The sequence below is a fragment of the Peribacillus sp. NPDC096447 genome, assembly GCF_044762725.1.
Taxonomy (GTDB): domain Bacteria; phylum Bacillota; class Bacilli; order Bacillales; family DSM-1321; genus Peribacillus.
This window is the reverse complement of the sequence record NZ_JBIWEV010000010.1, coordinates 37,105-56,820: the sequence shown is the minus strand read 5'-3', so window position 1 is coordinate 56,820 and position 19,716 is coordinate 37,105. Positions and strand designations below refer to the sequence as shown.

Annotated in this window: 23 protein-coding genes; 8 read left to right on the top strand and 15 right to left on the bottom strand. The window is 36.0% G+C overall.

Features of this window, described 5'->3' with window-relative positions; all coding sequences use genetic code 11:
- Positions 1-120 precede the first annotated feature (120 nt).
- On the top strand, positions 121-528 hold the full coding sequence (mntA, locus tag ACIQZD_RS23730; RefSeq protein ID WP_402906962.1) for a type VII toxin-antitoxin system MntA family adenylyltransferase antitoxin: 408 nt from the start codon (positions 121-123) through the stop codon (positions 526-528).
- On the top strand, positions 518-922 hold the full coding sequence (hepT, locus tag ACIQZD_RS23725; protein ID WP_402906960.1) for a type VII toxin-antitoxin system HepT family RNase toxin: 405 nt from the start codon (positions 518-520) through the stop codon (positions 920-922). Before mntA ends, hepT begins: the two co-directional genes overlap by 11 nt.
- 115 nt (positions 923-1,037) lie before the next feature.
- Here the strand turns inward: hepT and ACIQZD_RS23720 are convergent, their stop codons facing one another.
- The 4 genes from ACIQZD_RS23720 to ACIQZD_RS23705 all read right to left on the bottom strand — a co-directional run bounded on the left by ACIQZD_RS23720 (position 1,038) and on the right by ACIQZD_RS23705 (position 3,195).
- Positions 1,038-1,232: a hypothetical protein gene (locus ACIQZD_RS23720; RefSeq protein ID WP_350301425.1), complete on the bottom strand. Its 195-nt coding sequence runs from the start codon at positions 1,230-1,232 to the stop codon at positions 1,038-1,040.
- Between the two features lie 62 nt (positions 1,233-1,294).
- Positions 1,295-1,558, bottom strand: coding sequence for a hypothetical protein (locus ACIQZD_RS23715; RefSeq protein WP_402906958.1), 264 nt, complete (start codon positions 1,556-1,558; stop codon positions 1,295-1,297).
- 509 nt (positions 1,559-2,067) lie between these two features.
- The gene (locus ACIQZD_RS23710) at positions 2,068-2,277 is read right to left on the bottom strand and encodes a hypothetical protein (protein WP_402906956.1); all 210 of its coding nucleotides are present in this window, start codon (positions 2,275-2,277) and stop codon (positions 2,068-2,070) included.
- A 483-nt stretch (positions 2,278-2,760) separates the two neighbouring features.
- Entirely contained in the window at positions 2,761-3,195 is a 435-nt protein-coding gene (locus ACIQZD_RS23705; protein ID WP_048683896.1) for a GNAT family N-acetyltransferase, read from the bottom strand.
- Between the two features lie 175 nt (positions 3,196-3,370).
- On the opposite strand from ACIQZD_RS23705, the gene ACIQZD_RS23700 reads away from it, so the two are divergent.
- Entirely contained in the window at positions 3,371-4,237 is an 867-nt protein-coding gene (locus ACIQZD_RS23700) for an SDR family oxidoreductase (protein ID WP_402906953.1), read from the top strand.
- A 52-nt stretch (positions 4,238-4,289) separates the two neighbouring features.
- Here ACIQZD_RS23700 and ACIQZD_RS23695 read toward each other — a convergent pair whose 3' ends face one another.
- The 5 genes from ACIQZD_RS23695 to ACIQZD_RS23675 all read right to left on the bottom strand — a co-directional run bounded on the left by ACIQZD_RS23695 (position 4,290) and on the right by ACIQZD_RS23675 (position 7,721).
- Complete coding sequence (locus tag ACIQZD_RS23695) at positions 4,290-4,709, bottom strand: VOC family protein (RefSeq protein ID WP_402906951.1); 420 nt, start codon at positions 4,707-4,709, stop codon at positions 4,290-4,292.
- 26 nt (positions 4,710-4,735) lie between these two features.
- On the bottom strand, positions 4,736-5,635 hold the full coding sequence (locus ACIQZD_RS23690; RefSeq protein WP_402906949.1) for a DMT family transporter: 900 nt from the start codon (positions 5,633-5,635) through the stop codon (positions 4,736-4,738).
- 510 nt (positions 5,636-6,145) lie between these two features.
- Positions 6,146-6,511, bottom strand: coding sequence for an SRPBCC family protein (locus ACIQZD_RS23685; RefSeq protein ID WP_402906947.1), 366 nt, complete (start codon positions 6,509-6,511; stop codon positions 6,146-6,148).
- Positions 6,512-6,666: 155 nt separating this feature from the next.
- Positions 6,667-6,978 carry a hypothetical protein gene (locus ACIQZD_RS23680; RefSeq protein ID WP_402906945.1) on the bottom strand — a complete coding sequence of 104 codons (312 nt, stop codon included), beginning with the start codon at positions 6,976-6,978 and terminating at the stop codon, positions 6,667-6,669.
- Between the two features lie 92 nt (positions 6,979-7,070).
- A complete protein-coding gene (locus tag ACIQZD_RS23675; RefSeq protein ID WP_402906943.1) occupies positions 7,071-7,721 on the bottom strand; it encodes a Type 1 glutamine amidotransferase-like domain-containing protein in 651 nt (216 codons plus the stop codon).
- 661 nt (positions 7,722-8,382) lie between these two features.
- Here ACIQZD_RS23675 and ACIQZD_RS23670 point away from each other — a divergent pair.
- Genes ACIQZD_RS23670 through ACIQZD_RS23660 form a run of 3 tightly spaced genes read left to right on the top strand, consistent with a single transcriptional unit; the run spans position 8,383 to position 9,443 of the window.
- Positions 8,383-8,748 carry a DUF2089 domain-containing protein gene (locus tag ACIQZD_RS23670; RefSeq protein ID WP_402906941.1) on the top strand — a complete coding sequence of 122 codons (366 nt, stop codon included), beginning with the start codon at positions 8,383-8,385 and terminating at the stop codon, positions 8,746-8,748.
- Between the two features lie 13 nt (positions 8,749-8,761).
- Positions 8,762-9,151 (top strand): SHOCT-like domain-containing protein, encoded by a 390-nt coding sequence (locus tag ACIQZD_RS23665; RefSeq protein ID WP_402906939.1) that lies wholly within the window; start codon positions 8,762-8,764, stop codon positions 9,149-9,151.
- Positions 9,152-9,161: 10 nt separating this feature from the next.
- A complete protein-coding gene (locus ACIQZD_RS23660) occupies positions 9,162-9,443 on the top strand; it encodes a hypothetical protein (protein WP_402906937.1) in 282 nt (93 codons plus the stop codon).
- Between the two features lie 224 nt (positions 9,444-9,667).
- Here ACIQZD_RS23660 and ACIQZD_RS23655 read toward each other — a convergent pair whose 3' ends face one another.
- The 3 genes from ACIQZD_RS23655 to ACIQZD_RS23645 all read right to left on the bottom strand — a co-directional run bounded on the left by ACIQZD_RS23655 (position 9,668) and on the right by ACIQZD_RS23645 (position 13,841).
- Positions 9,668-11,914: an AAA family ATPase gene (locus ACIQZD_RS23655; protein WP_402906935.1), complete on the bottom strand. Its 2,247-nt coding sequence runs from the start codon at positions 11,912-11,914 to the stop codon at positions 9,668-9,670.
- Between the two features lie 13 nt (positions 11,915-11,927).
- The gene (locus tag ACIQZD_RS23650; protein WP_402906933.1) at positions 11,928-12,398 is read right to left on the bottom strand and encodes a DUF6530 family protein; all 471 of its coding nucleotides are present in this window, start codon (positions 12,396-12,398) and stop codon (positions 11,928-11,930) included.
- 885 nt (positions 12,399-13,283) lie between these two features.
- Positions 13,284-13,841: a cysteine hydrolase family protein gene (locus ACIQZD_RS23645; RefSeq protein WP_402906931.1), complete on the bottom strand. Its 558-nt coding sequence runs from the start codon at positions 13,839-13,841 to the stop codon at positions 13,284-13,286.
- An 899-nt stretch (positions 13,842-14,740) separates the two neighbouring features.
- Between ACIQZD_RS23645 and ACIQZD_RS23640 the strand changes: the two genes are divergently transcribed.
- Together ACIQZD_RS23640 and ACIQZD_RS23635 are read left to right on the top strand one after the other, a co-directional pair.
- Complete coding sequence (locus ACIQZD_RS23640) at positions 14,741-14,869, top strand: hypothetical protein (protein WP_255264169.1); 129 nt, start codon at positions 14,741-14,743, stop codon at positions 14,867-14,869.
- Between the two features lie 180 nt (positions 14,870-15,049).
- Entirely contained in the window at positions 15,050-15,298 is a 249-nt protein-coding gene (locus ACIQZD_RS23635) for a hypothetical protein (protein ID WP_402906929.1), read from the top strand.
- 495 nt (positions 15,299-15,793) lie between these two features.
- Here ACIQZD_RS23635 and ACIQZD_RS23630 read toward each other — a convergent pair whose 3' ends face one another.
- The 3 genes from ACIQZD_RS23630 to ACIQZD_RS23620 form a co-directional block, all read right to left on the bottom strand.
- Positions 15,794-16,996, bottom strand: a complete 1,203-nt coding sequence (locus ACIQZD_RS23630) for an IS110 family RNA-guided transposase (protein WP_402906927.1) — start codon at positions 16,994-16,996, stop codon at positions 15,794-15,796.
- A gap of 569 nt (positions 16,997-17,565) precedes the next feature.
- Entirely contained in the window at positions 17,566-18,531 is a 966-nt protein-coding gene (locus ACIQZD_RS23625; RefSeq protein WP_402906925.1) for a carbohydrate kinase family protein, read from the bottom strand.
- 117 nt (positions 18,532-18,648) lie between these two features.
- Complete coding sequence (locus ACIQZD_RS23620; protein ID WP_402907006.1) at positions 18,649-19,662, bottom strand: glycoside hydrolase family 32 protein; 1,014 nt, start codon at positions 19,660-19,662, stop codon at positions 18,649-18,651.
- Positions 19,663-19,716: the final 54 nt, after the last annotated feature.

The following is a 19,716-nucleotide window of genomic DNA, read 5'->3' as shown; positions in this document are numbered from 1 at the left end:
AGCAACGCTCGCTCTTCAGCCAACAAAGAATCCATATTTTTTATAGGATTCTTTGTGGCCAGTACAAAGGAAAACTAATGTTTGTTATACTATTCGTATTATCATTAGGGAGCGTGTCTTATGAAAACAGAGATGTTTCAAAGTATCCAAAAGTTCCTAATAGACAAAATTGATCCTTCCTTTATCATTGTGTTTGGTTCTTACGCAAAGAACACTACACATAGTGATAGTGACATCGATGTGGCGTTCTACAGTCAAGATTCATCACATATTACATATGAGTTATTCTTATTGGCCCAGGAACTGGCAGATACCCTTAAAATAGATGTGGACCTGATTAATCTAAGGACAGCATCAACCGTTTTTCAGGCACAAATTTACACAACCGGTATAGTAATTTATTCAAAAGATGACACACTTCTAAAAAACCAACAAATGATTGCTCTTAGCATGTACGCTAAATTGAATGAGGAACGTGAAATCATCTTAAAAAAAATATGGGAAAGTGGGTCCATTTATGAAGAATGATGTGATTTTGAACAAGATCAGTATAATCGAGCGGTGCATAAACCGCGTTAAAGTTGTATTCGCGAATAATTCAGAAAACCTAAAGGACTATACGAAACAAGATTCGATCATCCTTAATATACAACGTGCATGCGAATCCTCGATTGACTTGGCCATGCATATTGTAGCTGATCAAAGACTTGGGTTGCCTCAATCAAGCAGGGATGCTTTTGATATGCTGAAGGATCATTCGGTTATTGATGAAGATATAGCTTGGCGCTTAAAAGCTATGGTTGGATTTAGAAACATTGCTGTACATGATTACCAAAACATTAATTTAGACATTTTAGAACAAATCGTAATAAATCATCTCAGTGATTTCACAGCTTTTACAAAACAAATCCTGAATTTCTAAGGCGATTTCATCTCTCGTCTTATTAAGCGGCATCCGGGTGAAAGAAGTATTCAACGAAAAGCTCTTACTTTTTCATACTTCAAAAAAAAAACGCCCTATAGGGCGCGTCCAAAAATCAAGTTTCCTTTTCTTCTTCATTCGCTATTTTATTGAACTTCAAGATCGTTTCTTCAATTACTGGATTATTGAATTCCTCTTGGATGGCTGATTGTACAAATTTATCTTCACCATTCATTTCATCCCAAGCATTAACTCTGTAATCTGGATCCCGACGATTTGATTTACCGTTTTGTTCCTCATTATTTGACAACTAATTTCACCTCTTCAACATAGTGGAGTTCGAACCATTCATAAGCAGGAAAAGTATAACTTTTAATAATCTTCCTTGATTGAAATCGGTGAACCCGTTGAGGTATGTTGATTAACCCAGTCGAGCGACACTTTTGAAACGGCATCCCACTCAGGTATTTGGGCTTTATGCTGTTCCACCCAACTCATGCAATATTGCGGATCTATATTGCTTTCTTCAGATTTTGCCAAGAATGACTGAATTGTGGTTTCCGTACAATTTTCCCATGATCCACATGTATCCTGCCAAATATGTTCCATTTTCATTTGTATATTTTCGTTAGCCATTGGGTTTCCTCCTTAATTAAATGTTACTTATTGATATCTTAATTAAGTATGTCCAAGGCTAAATAAATCATTACAAAAATTTGGGTTTTTCAGTGAAAGAATGAATTTTCAGTCGTAAAAATGATGAATAAACTGATTACGATAAACAAAATCCGCCAGAACCAATAACTGCTTATGAAAGGAAAATCATTGTCTTCTTCAATCTCCTTTACACCTTTATACAGCCAATTGTATTGAAACAAACCAAAATATAGAAATACGACTCCCGTTATAAAAACAAAAAACAAACTAGCATTTCCAACACTTCATCGAACTCCTCACTTTTCATCCTGACGTAATTTTTAGTATGTACGATGTTCCATATGAAAAAAGGCTGCCGCAGCAACCTGAAGCTTAATTAACTATCTGGCTGGCTTCTACGTAGAAAATTATTCATTGTGTCCCTTGGAACCTTCGTCATCTTTCATTGGGGCGAACCCATCCCTCGAATCTACACACTAGCCCATCAATTAGTACTCCCTTTTTTGAATCGAGCTGAACTTTTCCTCAATGCGGTTAAATTGTTCTTTTTTAATTTTGGATGAACGCCAAAATACCAATAAAATTATTTTAAAAAATACCGGCACTCCAATGGATAATAATTGAAAAATAATATCCCCGACATTTACTCCTGCAATCATCGTTCCCTCCACTTTCGTATCATCAAATTTTTTAGGCATTCAACATCAAAATAAGGACTTTTGTTCAAACTCTGCAGCAGAAGGATATTCTCGTTAGTAAGATGAGTAGTTCAATATATTTTTTCAAAGGAATTGGATTCGTTATTATTTTTGCAATAAACGTGCCAATTTCTATAAGGGGTTGAATTTCGTGGGTTTTGGAGCATTTGCTGTGAGTTTGGGGCTTATTCTCGTGAGTAACTTTTACTTGCGAATCGGCGTTTACTCGTGAGTTTTAGCGATTTACTCGTGAATTTAGCCGATTTACTCGTGAATTTTGGCAATTTACTCGTGAATTTTGGCAATTTACTCGTGAATTTCTCGCTTTTACTCGTGAATTTATTTTTAATTGATTTATTCTTACTAAAAATGTTTATAAACAAATACACATAGTGGACAATGTGTCTTACATTCACTCCATTTACTCCATCAATGGTACAAAAAAAAGCTGAATACTCAGCTCTTTTACGTCGCTATACCTACTCACAGCGTTTTTCTAAATGAGTAGCACCATTTATCATAATCTAATTTCTCTTCATAGAAACGGTGGGCTTCGTTTCGCTGGATCCCAGATTCCAATGCCACATATGCAGCTCCGTTTTCTTTTGCCCAGTTATGAATATAACTTAATAACTTCTCTCCATATCCAAATGAGCGGTGTGCAGAATCAGTTACAAGGTCATAAATAAATACATGACGTTTATTATAAAAGTTAACTCTCCAGCTTAAACCAGCCAAGGATACAACCTGGTTATCCTTATATAATGCATACAGACAATACCCGTCCTTCCTCATTTCTTCAAGTAACTCCAAATATGTCTTTTGAGTTAAGTCAGTACGCAACTGATTCATGATTGGAAAGGCTTCTAACCATTGTTCTTTATTTGTTAATTCTTGTATTGTTTCTATCGAATTCACATTAACACCCCTGAAAGTTTTATTTAAATGTAATTCAACTTTGAATACCGTAATTCCTTCTACACTATATTTTTGTAACCGTTTGCAGTTGGAATCGGTGGGAATGACGATGTTTAACCGTACTTTTTAACGGCTAAAGTAGACTAGATCAATAGTTTAAGAGGAGGAGATTTCTTTGAATATATATGAACAGCAAAAAAATGGACAGCCCGGGCAAACACAGGACAGACAGCCTGGCATTGAATCTGAGATGACTCCACTTCCGATTCAGCCAAAGGATTACATTGGGAGCGGTAAGCTAAAGGACCGCGTTGCCTTGATTACAGGCGGAGATAGCGGCATCGGACGTGCGGTTGCCATTGCTTATGCAAAGGAAGGCGCCCATGTAGTTGTGAATTATTTAGATGAGCACGGTGATGCCGAAGAAACAAAGCAGCTGATTGAAGCGGAAGGCGTTCGCTGCCTCCTACTTCCAAGTGACGTTTCCGTGGAGGCGAATTGTAAGGAATTGATTACGAAGACGCTGGACGAGTTCGGAAAGCTGGACATCCTCGTCAATAATGCTGCGGTGCAATTCCCGACGGAAAACATTGAGGATATCACGGACGAGCAATGGGATAAAACGTTCCGTACCAATATTTATTCAGTATTTTACATGAGTAAGCACGCGGTTCCTCATATGAAACAAGGCAACTCGGTCATCAACACAACATCGATCAATCCATACAGAGGTCATGCAACTTTGATGGATTATACAGCGACAAAAGGGGCAATCGTCGGATTCACACGCAGCCTTGCACAGAATGTGGCTAAAAAAGGGATCCGGGTCAATATGGTTGCACCAGGACCGATTTGGACTCCACTCATCCCGGCGACGTTCGACGAACAATCCGTTGCCGAATTTGGTACCGAAGCACCACTTGGCCGCCCTGGGCAGCCGGCAGATCATGCAGGTGCCTACGTGCTGCTAGCATCTGATGAAGGTGCTTATATTACAGGACAGTGCATTCACATCAATGGCGGGATCACGATGTCCTCATAAACCCAAAACGACCGAAAAGCATGATGCTTTTCGGTCGTTTTCATTTCGAAATTTAATTTCCAATGCCGGGAGTATTCATCAATACAATTCTCCAACCATCCGGATCTTCAATAGTAACACCTAATTTTTCCCAATATGGATTTTCCGGAGTAACCGGTTCATAGCCCATACCTTTCAACCTATTCGTGATTTCCTCAATGGTTTTACGTTCAGGAATATAAAAGACAAGCAGATTATCTTTTGATGGGGCAGGACAAGGACTGCCATCCTTATGTTGGGTAAACTCCAGATGATAGCTGGAATCAGGAAGCCCGATCATGATACCGTCATATCCCTCGTGCCCTTCAAAAGAACCGATTTTTTTCAAACCTAATCCTTCACAATAGAATTTTACAACCTTTTTTAGTTGATCAGTAGGACGTGCAACCCGCATTTGCGCTACTTTCATATCATTTGGCCATTTACTTTCCATTGTCCCATCCCTCTCTGTAAATCGAATTAAATTTCTTCTTTCAAATTACTTTTACCAATATTCATGCCAAAACCTAATGCAATAGCGGCACCTAAACAACTGAAAAGACAGCCAACTCCCAAGAAAATGGATGGATCTGATTCGCCAATCATCACTGAAGCTATACCTCCAATTGCCGGAAAAAGGGCGACCATGTATCCACTTTTCGCCCCACCTATTTTTTCTACAAGCTTAAGGTAGAATAGCCAAGCTCCAAAGGAAGCGAATATAGTTAAATAGAACAAAGCAGATAAATATGTAATAGATGTCGGTAAAGTGACTGCTTGTCCTTGAATGAACACAATTGCCGCTAAAAGAAGTCCTCCTGCTGTAAATCCAAGTACATTAGCATAGATTGGGTTCACTTTCTTCCTGGCATTTCTAGCTGAGCTTGCATCGCCCAATGCAGTAAGGATGGTACCAAGAACAGCCATCATGATACCCTTTATATCATTGAATCCATGAATATTATTTAAACTCGGATAAATAACAATACAAACAGCCAGCACACCAATTATCCCCCCAATTAAGATACGTGAATGTAATGGTTCCTTCAAAAAAACACGAAGGGCAATGGGTGTTAAAATGACTTTCAATGAAAATATTAAAGTAACCATTGCCGCTGAACTTAAGATAGTGGCGTAATAAAGGCATAAATAGCTTAAAGCAAAATTAAAAATTCCAAACACAATTATAAATGGAACATCCTTTTTCTTGGGTTTCCCTTTAGGTCTAAGAATGCACAATAAAATGAAAAATAGGATTGCCGTCAAACCTAAACGATATGTTAAAGATAATTCTAAACTCACAGGTGTACCTTGAATCTTAACAGCAATAAAATTAAGTCCCCATACTAATAAACAAAATATGTACATAAAGTTAGTCATAATAAAATGACCAATTTGCGATATTGCCCACCTTCTATCAGTTTATTAAACTCGTCGTAAATGACTTTCCCATCCATAATTTAACCGCCTTATATTAAAAATCAAATATGTAATAAAGTAAATATTACCAATCCATAGGGGATTGTCAATATATATAAATACCGAAAAAGCCCTCCAGTTAATTTGGAGAGCTTATCATTGGCTAACGACTATTAACCTCAGACTGTAGACAAACTCGGTAATAATTAAGTTTGTCTACAGTTTTGAAAAACTTTGCAGTTGATTTCAAAAATCCGCTCCCTTTCCGCCGACTGTCTGCCAAGCCTCCTCGACTCAGGCGTCTGTGGGGTCTTGACTAGCCAGTTATTCGGCAGTAGTGTCGCAAATTTCTTCAATCTATTCAGGGTTTCATCTTATATAAAACAGTAAAAAAATCATGTAGTATAACCAAGTCTTCTTTATGAGCCCATTCCGAACTCCCTTTTGTCTATAAACTGCGGCTAACGACTATTAGCCTTTATAGCTAACTTGTCCAGTTTCAACTAATTCCTTCAGTCCCATAAACATTAAGTTCCAGCCATGTTCAGATCCATCGTGATACTCTCCAAGAGCTTTTTCGATATCAGATTCTATCCAATTTTCTTCATGAGGAACGATGATTTTTTGTGAAAATGTCATTTCACAGCCCTTTTGAAGTTCTTTCAGCTCAACTGTAATTGTATCTACTGATTCACTGAATTGCGGCATTTTAAAAGTGAACACTATTTTATTGGGAGGGTCCATTTCAAGGTACTCCCCTATCGCCCGATAATCTTTTCCATCGCGATGATCAATAATTTCCCAAATACCTCCCACTTGAAAATCATTTTGTGCCACCTTATTTGTCCTTCCAATGTAAAAAACCATTTTCTCATCATCTCAGGGTTCAACAACCATTGCAGGCACTACATCAAAATTTCTTTCATCTTTAAAGTGGTTGTTGAGTATTTTTCCATTTACATACTTCTAACGTCATTAATGGGTTTACCTTTTTACATACTTTTCAATTCTTCTTTTGAGACAGCACGCCAACCGTTTGCTTCCAGTTTCTCTATATAGGTTTCCATCCTGATTTCCTCAATCTCAATCGCAAGCGGGTGAAGTGATACAAAACATTCATTCGAAGCATAATTTATGGTAACCTTTACAACTTCATATCCATTATGAAAACCTGGATCGAACCCAGGATCATCTATTATATCCCCTTTAACAGGACGAATATCAGATTCAAATGTTTTCATCATTAGCATATTCTTTTCTTGTTCTTTTATTGTTGTAATGAAAATCATTAAATTTATATTCATCGCGTTCTCCTTTTCGCTATCCTTTAGCGCCCGGCGACCTTGATTCTGAAATAGGAAAAATGCTGCCGCAGCTTATTGGGATAAAGCGCCTGCTAGTTCTTTATGACTTTGGAATTCACTATTTCCTTTTTCATATTTTGAAAGGAATAGATATCATTTGCAACTTTAAATAGTTCCCCGTTCTTGGAGAAAATCGCACTTCCATTTGGTATTGCATATATCTTTCGTTCATTTGATAGGGGAAATAATTCTCCATCTATACTTTCATTGTAATGGACCTCAACGCTAAACCCAACTAATCCTAAGCCGTTGATCACTACCGTTTCTGGATAGTCTTTATCTTTTGTTATTATGCAATCATTACAGAAGGCTAATGAACCCGCACTATATCCGATGATTAAACCTTGAAAGTCTTTGATAATTGGGACAAGTCCTTTTTCTTCTATAACATGGATTAACCTTTCTGGCTTTCCACCAATAAAGTAAAGAATATCATGTTCTTTTATAGACTTTTTCATTTCTTTGTCTGAAAGGTCTTCGTTTAATAATTCAATACTTAAATTCTCCATGATTGAAAAGGCTTGTTTGATACTTGCCATCCAACTTTCATACCTGGAATTGTCGGTTGCAAAAGGAATTATTAAAAGCTTAGTATCACGTTTAATCATTTTTGAAAGTTCCAGGAACACTTCACCTAATTCATTATTCGTGTGATTTCCGCCACCTATAAAACAAATATCCATATATGTCCTCCATTTATTCACATGCTATTCTCTTAAAATATTCTATGTAAATAGGACAATACCTTTATATGTCACTACTCTTCTAATATGCACTTTTGGCTGCATTAGTGAAGGCAGCCCGAGCAAAATTCCTTATTTAACCAAAGGTCCACTATTTCGCTTCTATACCCATAAAGAAAAAGCTGCCTTAAAGACAGCTCTGATCTTAAGCTACGCACCCGTTAGTTAATTAAGAAAAGAGATTCTTATTAAAGAATCGCGCCCTATACTGGAATAACTAAAATAAAGACTAAGTCCTCAAATCACTGCATAATCGGAGATTAATCAACCCGTAAGCTTAATAATTTTCAAGTTCTAAATCAATAAATAATACATCAATGCCAACGACTGCTGAATCATCATAGTTGGAATATTAATATCAAATATCTATGGATTATTAATCAGCATCTCAAAGACTAAGTAATCGTGCTCATTATGTAACTTGGTATTTCAACCATTATGGTAAATATAATACCTGAATGAATAATAAAAATGGATAATCAATAATATTAAATGTTAAATTAATATTATTGATTTTTTTTAATAAAAATTTAAATTTAATTATTTATATTTTTAATTCCTTGATTTATAATCGAATTAACTAAAAGGAAGGGATTTCATTATGGCTTATAAATTAATCACAAATTGTCCTGTCTGCTGTAAAACATTGAAAATTACAAAGTTGCAGTGCTCTCATTGTCACACTACGATTGAAAATGAGTTTGAAATATCTAAGCTGGCCTCCTTATCAAAGGATCAGCTTCATTTTGTGGAAGTATTTTTAACATGCAGAGGAAATATCAAAGAAGTTGAAAAGGAACTGGGGATTTCGTATCCAACGGTTCGAGGCAAGCTAACAGACATCATTTCATCCCTTGGATATGTGCAGAAGAAGAAAAATGAAGTGGACGAGAAAAAAGTTGTCACCATGTTGGAAAATGGCGAAATAACACCAGAAGAAGCCATTAAGCTTTTAAAAGAGGAATAGGGAGGAATTTATCATGAAAGAGGAAATTACAAGAGTGTTAACAATGGTTCAAGAAGGGAAGATTGATGCAGATAAGGGATCAGAACTGATTCAAGTATTAAAAGAGAAAGAAGAAACAGGTAATAAGCTTCTTGAAAAACCGACTAAATATTTAGATAAAACCTTAAAAGTTCGTGTTGTATCAGCCGAAAATGATAATGTCACGGTCAATTTGCCTATAAAACTTGTCAAGGCAGTATTAGTGGCTGGACACAGCATCGCAGCGAGTATTCCTCAATCGGAAAAATACGTTAAAGATATAGACATGAGCCTTATTATTGAAGCAATCGAAAACGAATTAGATGGCCAAATTGTTGATATTAAATCGGCAAACGGGGATACCGTTTCGGTCATCATTGATTAGTAATTTGCTTATGATGCATGTAAAAGTGAAAGCGAAAGGCGTTCGGTTTACCATCCCAATTCCATATGCTATTTTAAACATTGTTATTTCAATTTTATCTTCAAAATTTATTCAGCAAAATGCAAACAAATGGACAAAAGAGCACTTCGAAAGAAAAAAACTGGACTTTAGCTTTCCACTAATAGACAAAAAAACGCTAAAGCCTATCGTCAAGGAACTGAAAAATTATAAGGGGATCGTGCTAGTAGATGTTAAAGCTAAGGACGGCACTGAGGTTAAGGTTAGACTATAATTTATCATGGAATACACCGACCACTGACTGGCATATTGAAGGAAAGGCCTATTTCTCGTTTACAATACCGAGAAAATTGTAAAAAGACAATAAAGTTATTTAATTTTAAAAGCTCAAACAAGCATACCCCGTTCTAAATTAGGACGGGGTTAAAAAAACGGAAAAATCTTCATTGATACCGTACCAGTGCCTTTTTGCGTTTTCCATCCATTTTTAAATCCCTCCTATAAAAAGCGACTGATTGTTTCCACTAATTTTTGAGGAAACGATTTAAGGTCTGTCATATCGAGAAATCTCTCTCTACCGTGTAATTCTGCAATCTTTTCTTTATCTTCTCCAATAGCAACAGATAGGAATAGCACGTCTTTTCTTTCATATTCTCTAATAACTGATTGGATATCCACCCTCGCTGCATCTCCAGAATAATTAGGCATGGCTTTTGGTTGTCCATCACTAATATTTATCAATAGCTTGGTAGAAGCGATTTGTTTCGATAATTTTTCTGCCAATATTCGTAAATTAACACCATCACGATTATTTTGGCGAGGCTTCATTGTCGCAATTTTTCCTATAACACCTTCGTACCCATCATCAAACTCTTTGTACGAGTATAGTGAAGTCATTTCCCTTTTACTAATATCTGCAGTGTCTCCATAAATCATCAAAGGAACATTTAACATTCTACAAAACTCTGTTAAAGCGATTATTGCTTTTTTGGCACTCTCCATTCGTTGAGCCCGAACCATGGAACCAGATTCATCTATACGTATTGCTACAGCTAGAGAGGGATTTTCAGTTGGAGGATTTTTTTTATCAAAGTAACGATAATCTCCTATCACAACTTTAGAAGCGTTAAATCGCGTACCGTAGAACTTCCCTTGAGTATATGTTTCTGACTCTTCTTTTTCTAATACAGCAAGAATTTTTCTTGCCATACTCTCTACAAGAGGTGTTATTTCCTTTTTAATACTTTCTGCTTCACTCATACTTTCCTTCGTTGCAGGAGGACGGTGGATAATGATCCCTTCTTTTTGATGAATCGTGTTTTTCATAAGCGTTCGAGCTTCTTTATTCAACTCTTTTTTCTTATCAGCTTCTTGCTTCTCTAGTATTTCCGGTAACTGTTTTACTTGTTGCTGAGAAATGCCTGTTTGAGATTCCTCATGCTCTTTTCCTTTATTACTATCGATTTCAATGTCCTTTGATCTCTTTTCAGAAAAAATTTCTAATGGTTTCCCTTTTTCTTGTTGAGGCAGAGCGGAATCACTATTTTGGATTTTCTCCTCTTCTTTTGGAAAATCAAAGGAAGATGTATCTTTTTGAAGGTCCTCCTCACCTTCTTGTTGTTCCTCATATTTATCTACCATTGGTGACACTAGAGGAGCTTGCGGTTTGTTCATTGGATTCTTTTGATCCAGTAAATAAGATTGAATACGCTCCAATAATTGACTGCTTTCTAATTCTTTTTCTAGAATTCTAATCTCAGTTTCATCGGTAGTGATTTTATAGATAACCTTTTGATAAATAGAATCAAAGATATTTTCTCCTTGATGCACTGCATTCACCCAATAGAAATAACTTCTCATTCCTGCTACACCTTTGATTCCATTAGCTTTTGAAGTAGCATCTAATAAAATAATGATTTCAGCCATCATTTCTAATAGCACTTCATCTGCAAAACCGACTTTACTGAAAGCCCGTTTGACCATCACTTCCTTAGAAGGAAGATTCATTCGTTCCGTGTGTTGAACTCGATCACGTAATGATTCATTAAGAGGTCTATTCCCCTGATAATTTCTATTGGTTGTAATAACTACTACAGCATCATGGTGCCGTTTGATCATTCCAGTTGGAGTATTTAAAATACCATCAATTTCAAGAGCGGAATTCAATGCAACTAGAACCGATGCATCTCTAATGACAGTAGGTTCTTGTATCTCTAGCAAGTAGCCTTCTTGTAGTGCACGAACGATTTCTGATGGATAGTACTTATACGTGACATTCTTACCGGTGCCTTTGATTTTCCTTTCAAGTTTTTCCAGGTATTCTTTCGTTCCTGCCATATTTAACTGTAGATAGGAAGACAAATTTTCTAAAAGCTGCTGCGTCGTGCTATTATTTTCAAAAAACTGAATTATTTTTTTATCTTCCACTTGTGCTTCTTCCATTACAGGCAAAAGTGAGCCGAAAACATCTGATTTATCCATGTCGGCAAAACAGGTAATTTTCGTATATGGCAATTGAAGATCATGAGAGAGAGCTTTGGCAAGTTGTGTTTTACCTGAGCCGGCATCCCCCTCTAGCAGTACATTGATGACTCGCAGTTCTCCATTATGCCAATTCCTATTGATTGTATCGGCAACACGTAATTCCTCCACACTTTCTTGGTGACTAGGAGACTTTTTCCAAATCATTTGTTTTTCTTCTTCTGTAAATTTTCTGCCATCTGAAACGACAAATCCTCTTATCATTTTATAATTCTCCTTACCGATATCCCATATCTTTCATAATATCGTTGATGATTCTAAATCTTTCTCCCAAAATTTCGCCATCCGATTGCAACATATCATAAAAATATTGAATATCTTTATCTAAATTCTCATTTTTTGTGTCAATTTCTAATTGCATCTTATTTCCCTGCAATCCTAAAGCAGTAACGATTGGATCTTCAGGATCATACAGTTTTTCAAATTTATAAGCATCTCTAAAATATAAGTTGGTCGATAAAATAAGGATGGCTAAATCTAAAATTCTAGTGGCAGATAGCTCAATTTCTTGAGCAGAATCATCAGTCATTACAATTTTCCCAACGATATCTCCAGTCCTAGGAGATTTTCCCTGTAGCATTCCTGCGCTTAACGAATCGATTTCTTTACCATAGGCAGTCTTACCATCTACTTTGTCGTAATTTTCAACAGTGATAATTGAGTTAAACTTATATTCATCTCTATTCAAATCATTGCTCCTTTTTTATTTTTTCGTTTTAGTCCTTCACCCAATACGATGTTCCGTCAGAATTTCTGCTTAGAGATCCTTATTATCTTCTTATTTAAGATTTCTTCGAGACTTTTAGTGATTTCTTACGTTTCGAAATAGACTGTATGATAAACATAATGTAAATAGGGCAGGTGAAATTCTATTTTAAATACCACATTCTACCTCCGTTAATTAACAAACATTATATTACTTTGTTTGTTAAATCGCAAACAAAAATTGATTCCGTTTATTATTATGCGTAATAAAATTGATTATGCTTCAATAATGAAGATTTCAGATTTTTTTGGAACGCATTATTAGAAGAATTTAAACGGGGTATATTCGAGAGTCTGATTTATATATGTCTCTTATATGATGAAAAATTTGAAAAAGGAATTATTTATCCTCATGAGAGTATTCTTATGAATCTGAAAGATATACAGGTATGCATATTGAAACAACTCACCAATAGGTATTTGAATACTTAATCGGACTTGATAAGAAACTGACAGGTCTTACTTATCAGCAGAATCACCTAATTTATCTCTTCTATCAGGAAAAAAGTTATAAAGAATAACAAGAGAAAGGTCACGCACATATTTTAGTAGCTACAAATGTTAAAAATAATGGGAAGTTTGTTCTTTTCGCCAGCGATGTAGGATATGCACAAAAGTCTTGGGAGCAGATGATTCTTCAGAGGGTGTCCTTGTCAACAAGGATGAAGCTATTGAGTCGCTAAACTGGGTTAAAGATATGAGCAAAAAGCCAACTGCACAGAAGTATTAGTTAATCATGACGCCGAAAAAGCTGCCTTAAAGACAGCTCCGATCTTCAGCTAACGCACTCGTTAATTAAAGATGATTATTATCGGTAATTATTGTGAACAGGTTTAAACAATTCTTCATTAGAATTTCTAACAAGTGAAAAATTGTCTACATTATAGTGACCGTGAAGGGTTTCATTGTGATGAAGGATTATTTGTTTTGCAGATAAGTTTTTGGAATCAGAAGTAGAATGTCCATCACCAACTAATGTTACATCAAAATGATTGATTGTTGCTGTTCTAACAGCTGAATCTATACAATGTTCCGTCTTACATCCCATTATTACAATATGGTCTACATTGTTTTTACTTAAATGGTCGTGTAATGGAGTTCCATAAAATGAATTTGTGGCAGCTTTATCAAATATGATAGCAGTTGATGGTATTTTAATATCCTTGTGTATCTGGAATCCAGGTCCTTCTCCATTTGAAACATCTAAATCTCTTATAAAAACAACGGGGATACTTTCATTTATCGCTTTTTCAATTACAGTATTAATGTTATTAACGATTTTTTCTTTCTCAAAGACTCCTTGTTCTTCTTTATTACCTTCTATTAATTCCTGTTGAGCATCGATTATCAGTAACGTTTGTTTCAATATTTTCCCCCCTAAAGTTTTTAGCAGTTAGTTTTTTCCTTTTTTGAAAAAATAGTATTTTAAGCGCTTCTTACTAAGCTCTTTATATTTTCGTCAAAAGATTTACTAATACCTTCTTGAACTAACCTGCCCCTTTAGTTTAAGTACATTTTTTCACAATCTCAATAGTGTAGAGCCTTTTTAGACACAATCCAATCACCTACAAAATAGAGTTCATAATGTCCATATGACTTGTATTAGAATGCTTATCGTTGTAAATACGCATTATCCTGATGCTATCCCTATATAAGGTAATGAAGGTAGGTTGCTACTTATATCTAACTGCTACAGCTGATACAGATATGCTATTTATATGTATAGAGTCCTGGGTGGTGCTCAGAGGTACAGTGATGGCGAATCATATGTTTTATCAGTATGCTTCAATGAGTGAACAAGCAGTGACTGTGAGGTGCAGTCTGTTGTGTATCCCTACCAATGATAGATGATATGTCTAATGCGTTATGTCGTTATGCTTATGATGGTTGATGTATCATGCTATGAGTAAGCATGGAGCATGACGTTATGATGATAGGTAGTTCAATCGATGATGGATACAACATAGAGAGCACAAGAAGAGAAGCAGTTCAAGGTAAACAATGTTTACCCTCCATTGATAGAAGATTCAGTTACAAATCCGCAGAGATCCAAATGAGTTCGAGGAAAGACTTAAAGGTACGCCCTACCACTTTCATAAAAAATCACTTTTTTACCTATAATAACGTGTGAAGTGTCGTTCACACTACAGGACCCAAAACGCGGTTTGACCGTGAACTTTAAAAATCTAATCTTTACATTTTCAAAGGAAAAAACACATAAAAATATGTTATATTATGGAACAACGAAGAAGGAGGAATTGTTCAATGAAATACCATTACAATTTTATAATTGATGGAAAGCTCATCGAAGTTGAGGAAAGAAATTATGAACGTGCTGAGCAGCGTGCTAAAGAAATTCTGGCAGAAATGAATCAAATAAAAGCCAAAAAATAAAAGCCTAATCGAGACTAAAAATCTTGGTTAGGCTTTTATTTTTGCTTTTTTTTAAATAGGGCCATATCGTCATGAAGATAAAAAATATGGAGCTATACTGCTTGGGTTAAATTAAAAAGTGCAGGGGTCACTGTTGCTACCTTAAAATTAGGTAATCATTATTCTGTTGGTGATTATGGGTTGAAAATGAGATATTGTGATGTAGGAGTAACAAAAAGTACTGTTTGGACAAGTGTAGATGCTTCATGTGAAGTTTCTGATTCAAAAGCTGAAAAAGTAGGTTATGATAGGAATTCTGTAGGAACTTATAAAATAAATGGTAAACTTAATAATGGCTATATATTTCTTACTAGTTATCTCCAACTTACTTATTTAAAGAAAACTAGTAAAGTTGCTCGTGTTTATCAAAGATACACATATAGAGATTAAAATTTTTAATGGGGTTGAATTAAAATGAATGTATCTTCTTCTTATTTTATATTTGGTTTAATAAACATGATTTTAATGATTGGAGCTATACCAGCTATCATATACGCTTTATATTTATTACGAAAAATTTCAAAACACTTCCTATTATAAAATCGTAATTTTATGCCCGTAATCTCCCAACACACAAGGTGTTAAAGGTACATTCGTAAAACGTATCAATGACGGTAAATGGAGAGCTCGTGTCGATGCTGATGATGCAGGTGTTACAGCATCTGCTATTACTGGTTGGTTCACTACTGTATATAACAAAGTAATATCTATGGACTACCTTCGGTTATCTCTCTTTTTATTTGTAATCAACTAAACCAGCTAATAGGATGTCAATATCTTTCTCTAAAAATTTCATTTCCATTATGATATACTTTTTTTGGCCATGCCAAATAACCCTCCAAAACCCTTTTGGAAGGATTTTTCTCTGTTTCACAAAACCGTTAATCAGGCTAAATCTAGGAACGTTTCTTTTCTCTTTAATAGAGCGTAAATCCAATGAAGTAACTTATTTATACAGGCAACGATTGACACTTTGGCCGGTTTTCCTTCTGATTTTTTCTTATCATAGAAGGCTTTAAGCTTTTTGTTCCTTGAACTTCTTATGCCGCATAGTACGGCAAGATACAGAGAATGACGTAATCTGCTCGAACCTCTTTTAGTCATACGATTAATGGTTGCCGTAAACTTACCGGAAGAGTGAACACTTGGATCTACTCCAGCGAAGGCAACCAGTTTTTTCGGATGATTAAACCGATCGATTTCACCAATTTCAGAGATAATCGTGGCTGCGATTTTTTCTCCTATACCGGGAATCGATTGGATGATCTTATATTCTTCCAGTTCATTTGCCAGGGCCACTATACGATCTTCCAAATCAGAGAGGTGTCCCTGGTAATGAAAAAGCAACTCCATATACATACGAAGATTGATTACGTGACTTTCATACACGTTTTTTTGGAATGGATTTCGAGATGCGGAGTCCATTATTTTTTTTGCTTTTTCCCATGCCCATTGACCCGATCGGCTAGGACAGAACTCTATAACACTCTCTGCTAGCTTACTTTCCCCGGCTGTTAATACCGCCTCTGAAGTGGAATATTCCTTTAATATCAATAAAGAAACCCTTGAATATAGATCCCCAAAAACCTTCCGGTATTCAGGAAACACCTGATCTAAAATGGTGTGAAACTGAAGTTTGGCTTCCACATACATATTCGTTACGATTTCCTGTTGTCTTGACAAATTCCGAAGGTCTAATAGCTGAATTCCTCTAATTTTATGAGGGGCAAAATCCTCTTTGTAATACAGCACACACAACTGGTACGCATCGATAGCGTCTGTTTTTACCTTCCGTAAACTGGTCTTCTTTGCCTGATAAGAAATAATCGGATTTAGTAAGATATATAGAATCCCTTGTTCCTCCAAGTATTGAATAACAGGGGTATGGTAATGCCCTGTAGATTCTAAAATGACCATAGGCATCTGCCCTGTCACCTCTTCAATCTCTTTTAAAAAGTCTAAAAAATGATCTAATTCCTCTTTAATGTGCTTCATTGAAAAGCTCTTCCCATACGGTTTAGATTGATCTAAAAATGCCTGAACTTGACTCTCTCCTTTTGCCACATCCAGACCAACAACTGGATTCATTGTTTTTACCTCCTCTACTTACTAACCAGTACCCCTAATCCTCCATGTAGTGTCATAGCTTCGCTTGTTATACGAGATCTACGTCCCAACCAGCCTCAAACATGTTTCTACAAGTAGGGGGCGGACAGTTTAGTTCACGGGATCAAATCCCACGCACCCGTACGTCCTACCCTGGCTACTGATATAATAGATTCTATTAAAAAAAGGTCAACCAGTAAAAACTGGCTAACCTTATAATACGAACGCACCCGTTAGTTTAAGTACAATATTTCACAAAGTTCACATTAAGTGGGCTCATTTTTCTTAAATCACTAAATAGTGCCTTATGGGCGAGGCACTATTAGTAATTACCTAATTACTGTTCTAAGTAACGATTAAGGCATGATTTTGTTATTCATCTGTTTTTTACTAGTTAATCAAAATAAAACCTAATTCACTTCAGTTCACGGTTCTTCTTATTTATATATATATAATATTTATCCGCTAAGGGACCAATATAAACTAAAAATCGCGATGCACCTAGACCTCCTACCGCGATTTTTTCACAATCCGAAACAATACGATAGAGACTAAATCTTATATATATCTTCTTCGTTTGGTAGAGAAGAAATCGCTCCTACCTTCGTACACACGACGGCACCCACTTTATTTGCAAAAAGAATGATCTCTTTAAGTTTACTAAAATCACTAAGAATTGTGTCATAGGACTCAAGATTTGCAAATTGAAATAAAGCAGCACCGACAAATGCATCACCAGCCCCAGTTGAGTCAATTGAATTTACTTCGACGCTGTTTATTACACTCATTTCACTTCCATTTGAAAGAAGAGTGCCTTCCCATCCAAGGGTGACAGCCACTATTTTTACCCCTAAATGATGGAGCATTGCTATTCCATCATATTTATCAATTTTTCCCGTGATTAGTTCAAGCTCTACTTCGCTTAGTTTTACAAAGTCAGCCATTGATATACCCTTTCTAGCTAAACTAATAAATTCAGCCACTCTATTTTTCCATAAATCATGTCGGAAGTTAGGGTCAAACGATAGAAATATCCCCCTATTTTGTGCAAATTCCATTGCCTTTAAATAAGTTGTTTTAAAAGGGTTTTCCAGAAATGCAGTTGCAGATCCAAAGTGAATGATCTTTGCACCACTTAATCTATCTAGGTATATGTTATCCTCTGTTAAATTTCCATCCGCTCCTCTATTGAATACAAAATCCCTTTCACCATTTGCTTGTAAAGAAACAAATGCTAAAGTAGTTGGTGCTAAATCGTCAGTAACAATCATCGATGTATCAACCCCCACCTCTTTTATCGTTTCTATTAAAAATAATCCAAATGGGTCATTTCCTACTTTTCCAATAAGACTCGCTACCCCACCTAGCTTTGAAATAGTAGCTGCGACATTCGCTGGTGCACCCCCGGCTTTCTTTAGAAAATGATTACCTTCTATTAAATTAACATCAATATCTGTACAATAAAAATCGATCAAAAGCTCCCCAACGCATATGACTGCGCGGTTTGTTTTATTCATTTATATTACACTCTCCATTCTTGTGATTTAGGTAAAATGAAAGGCTATCGATCATTTTCGACAGCCTTCATAAACTCTTACTATCAACCCCTCTTTAATAGGATTGAAATATAGTCTTTATCTTTTCCAGATACTCTTTAAAGGGTATATTTTCAAAGACTTTAATGTAACTTCTCCACCCTTACTATAAATTTGTAATCCTTTACTTGATGAATCCGGGAAAATTTGATCAGAAATAACCGTTCCACCTTTGTTTCCAAACACTTCTACAGCAGATCGGTCAATGAAAACATGCATTTTCAGAGTCCCATTTAATGCATTTAACGGTCCGTCATGCTTACCGACTACATTGTTCCCATAATCAAAGCTTCCTGAACTTGAACGGTCTACGAATAACTGTTTGGTGGCAACATCATAGCCAATAGTCGTATATTCAGTTGCACCTTTACGAACTTGAAAGCCGAATTCAGTTGCTTTTATATCATCAACATCAAACTCAGCAATCATTTCAAATGTATCTTCTGATAGTTTAGATAGGAGATTACTTTCACCAGATATGACTTTATTTTTATATGAAATTTTTTCACTCTTATCTCGAATGGTTTTTAAAGAAACTGGTGTTTGTTTTAAACGTAAACCTTCATCTGTCTGGGTTAGCTCCATCTTTCTTGGCAATGTCGTTGAACTTCTCCAAGTCGAAGTTGGTGTATTATTTGCATATTGCCAATTACTCATCCAGCCAATCCAATATTTTTCGCCATTCTTACCTTCAATTCCGCTCCAATCAACTGCGGCATAATAATCTGCCCCGTAGTCAGTCCATAACACTTGATCGGAAGGGTTTTCATTCTTAAACGTTTTCCCGTCAAAGGTACCTACAAAATATTGCATACCTGACCCGCCTGCAGGAGCGCCATCATTAATGCTTACCTGTAGTACCCATTTTGTTTTTGAAGGGTCACCATCAATTGGTAATTCGATTAGAGTAGGACATTCCCAAATCCCTCCGTTACTACCATGAGTAGAAGGTATCCACTCTCCAGAAACAGCAGACCAGTCTGTAAGGATGCCGCTTTCTTTCGAATCGTCTTTCTCAGGCTCTTTGGCAACTTGGTCTACTTCATTTGGCATGGCACCTTCATTATAAACATTAACATCATCCATGTTTAAATGACCCCAACCACC

Coding starts and splice junctions, on each gene's coding strand:
- mntA (WP_402906962.1), top strand. CDS start 121: ATGAAAACAGAGATGTTTCAAAGTATCCAAAAGTTCCTAATAGACAAA.
- hepT (WP_402906960.1), top strand. CDS start 518: ATGAAGAATGATGTGATTTTGAACAAGATCAGTATAATCGAGCGGTGC.
- ACIQZD_RS23715 (WP_402906958.1), bottom strand. CDS start 1,558: ATGGCTAACGAAAATATACAAATGAAAATGGAACATATTTGGCAGGAT.
- ACIQZD_RS23710 (WP_402906956.1), bottom strand. CDS start 2,277: ATGCCTAAAAAATTTGATGATACGAAAGTGGAGGGAACGATGATTGCA.
- ACIQZD_RS23695 (WP_402906951.1), bottom strand. CDS start 4,709: ATGGAAAGTAAATGGCCAAATGATATGAAAGTAGCGCAAATGCGGGTT.
- ACIQZD_RS23690 (WP_402906949.1), bottom strand. CDS start 5,635: ATGACTAACTTTATGTACATATTTTGTTTATTAGTATGGGGACTTAAT.
- ACIQZD_RS23680 (WP_402906945.1), bottom strand. CDS start 6,978: ATGAATATAAATTTAATGATTTTCATTACAACAATAAAAGAACAAGAA.
- ACIQZD_RS23675 (WP_402906943.1), bottom strand. CDS start 7,721: ATGGATATTTGTTTTATAGGTGGCGGAAATCACACGAATAATGAATTA.
- ACIQZD_RS23670 (WP_402906941.1), top strand. CDS start 8,383: ATGGCTTATAAATTAATCACAAATTGTCCTGTCTGCTGTAAAACATTG.
- ACIQZD_RS23665 (WP_402906939.1), top strand. CDS start 8,762: ATGAAAGAGGAAATTACAAGAGTGTTAACAATGGTTCAAGAAGGGAAG.
- ACIQZD_RS23660 (WP_402906937.1), top strand. CDS start 9,162: ATGATGCATGTAAAAGTGAAAGCGAAAGGCGTTCGGTTTACCATCCCA.
- ACIQZD_RS23655 (WP_402906935.1), bottom strand. CDS start 11,914: ATGATAAGAGGATTTGTCGTTTCAGATGGCAGAAAATTTACAGAAGAA.
- ACIQZD_RS23640 (WP_255264169.1), top strand. CDS start 14,741: ATGAAATACCATTACAATTTTATAATTGATGGAAAGCTCATCGAAGTT.
- ACIQZD_RS23630 (WP_402906927.1), bottom strand. CDS start 16,996: ATGAATCCAGTTGTTGGTCTGGATGTGGCAAAAGGAGAGAGTCAAGTT.
- ACIQZD_RS23625 (WP_402906925.1), bottom strand. CDS start 18,531: ATGAATAAAACAAACCGCGCAGTCATATGCGTTGGGGAGCTTTTGATC.
- ACIQZD_RS23620 (WP_402907006.1), bottom strand. CDS start 19,662: ATGCCAAATGAAGTAGACCAAGTTGCCAAAGAGCCTGAGAAAGACGAT.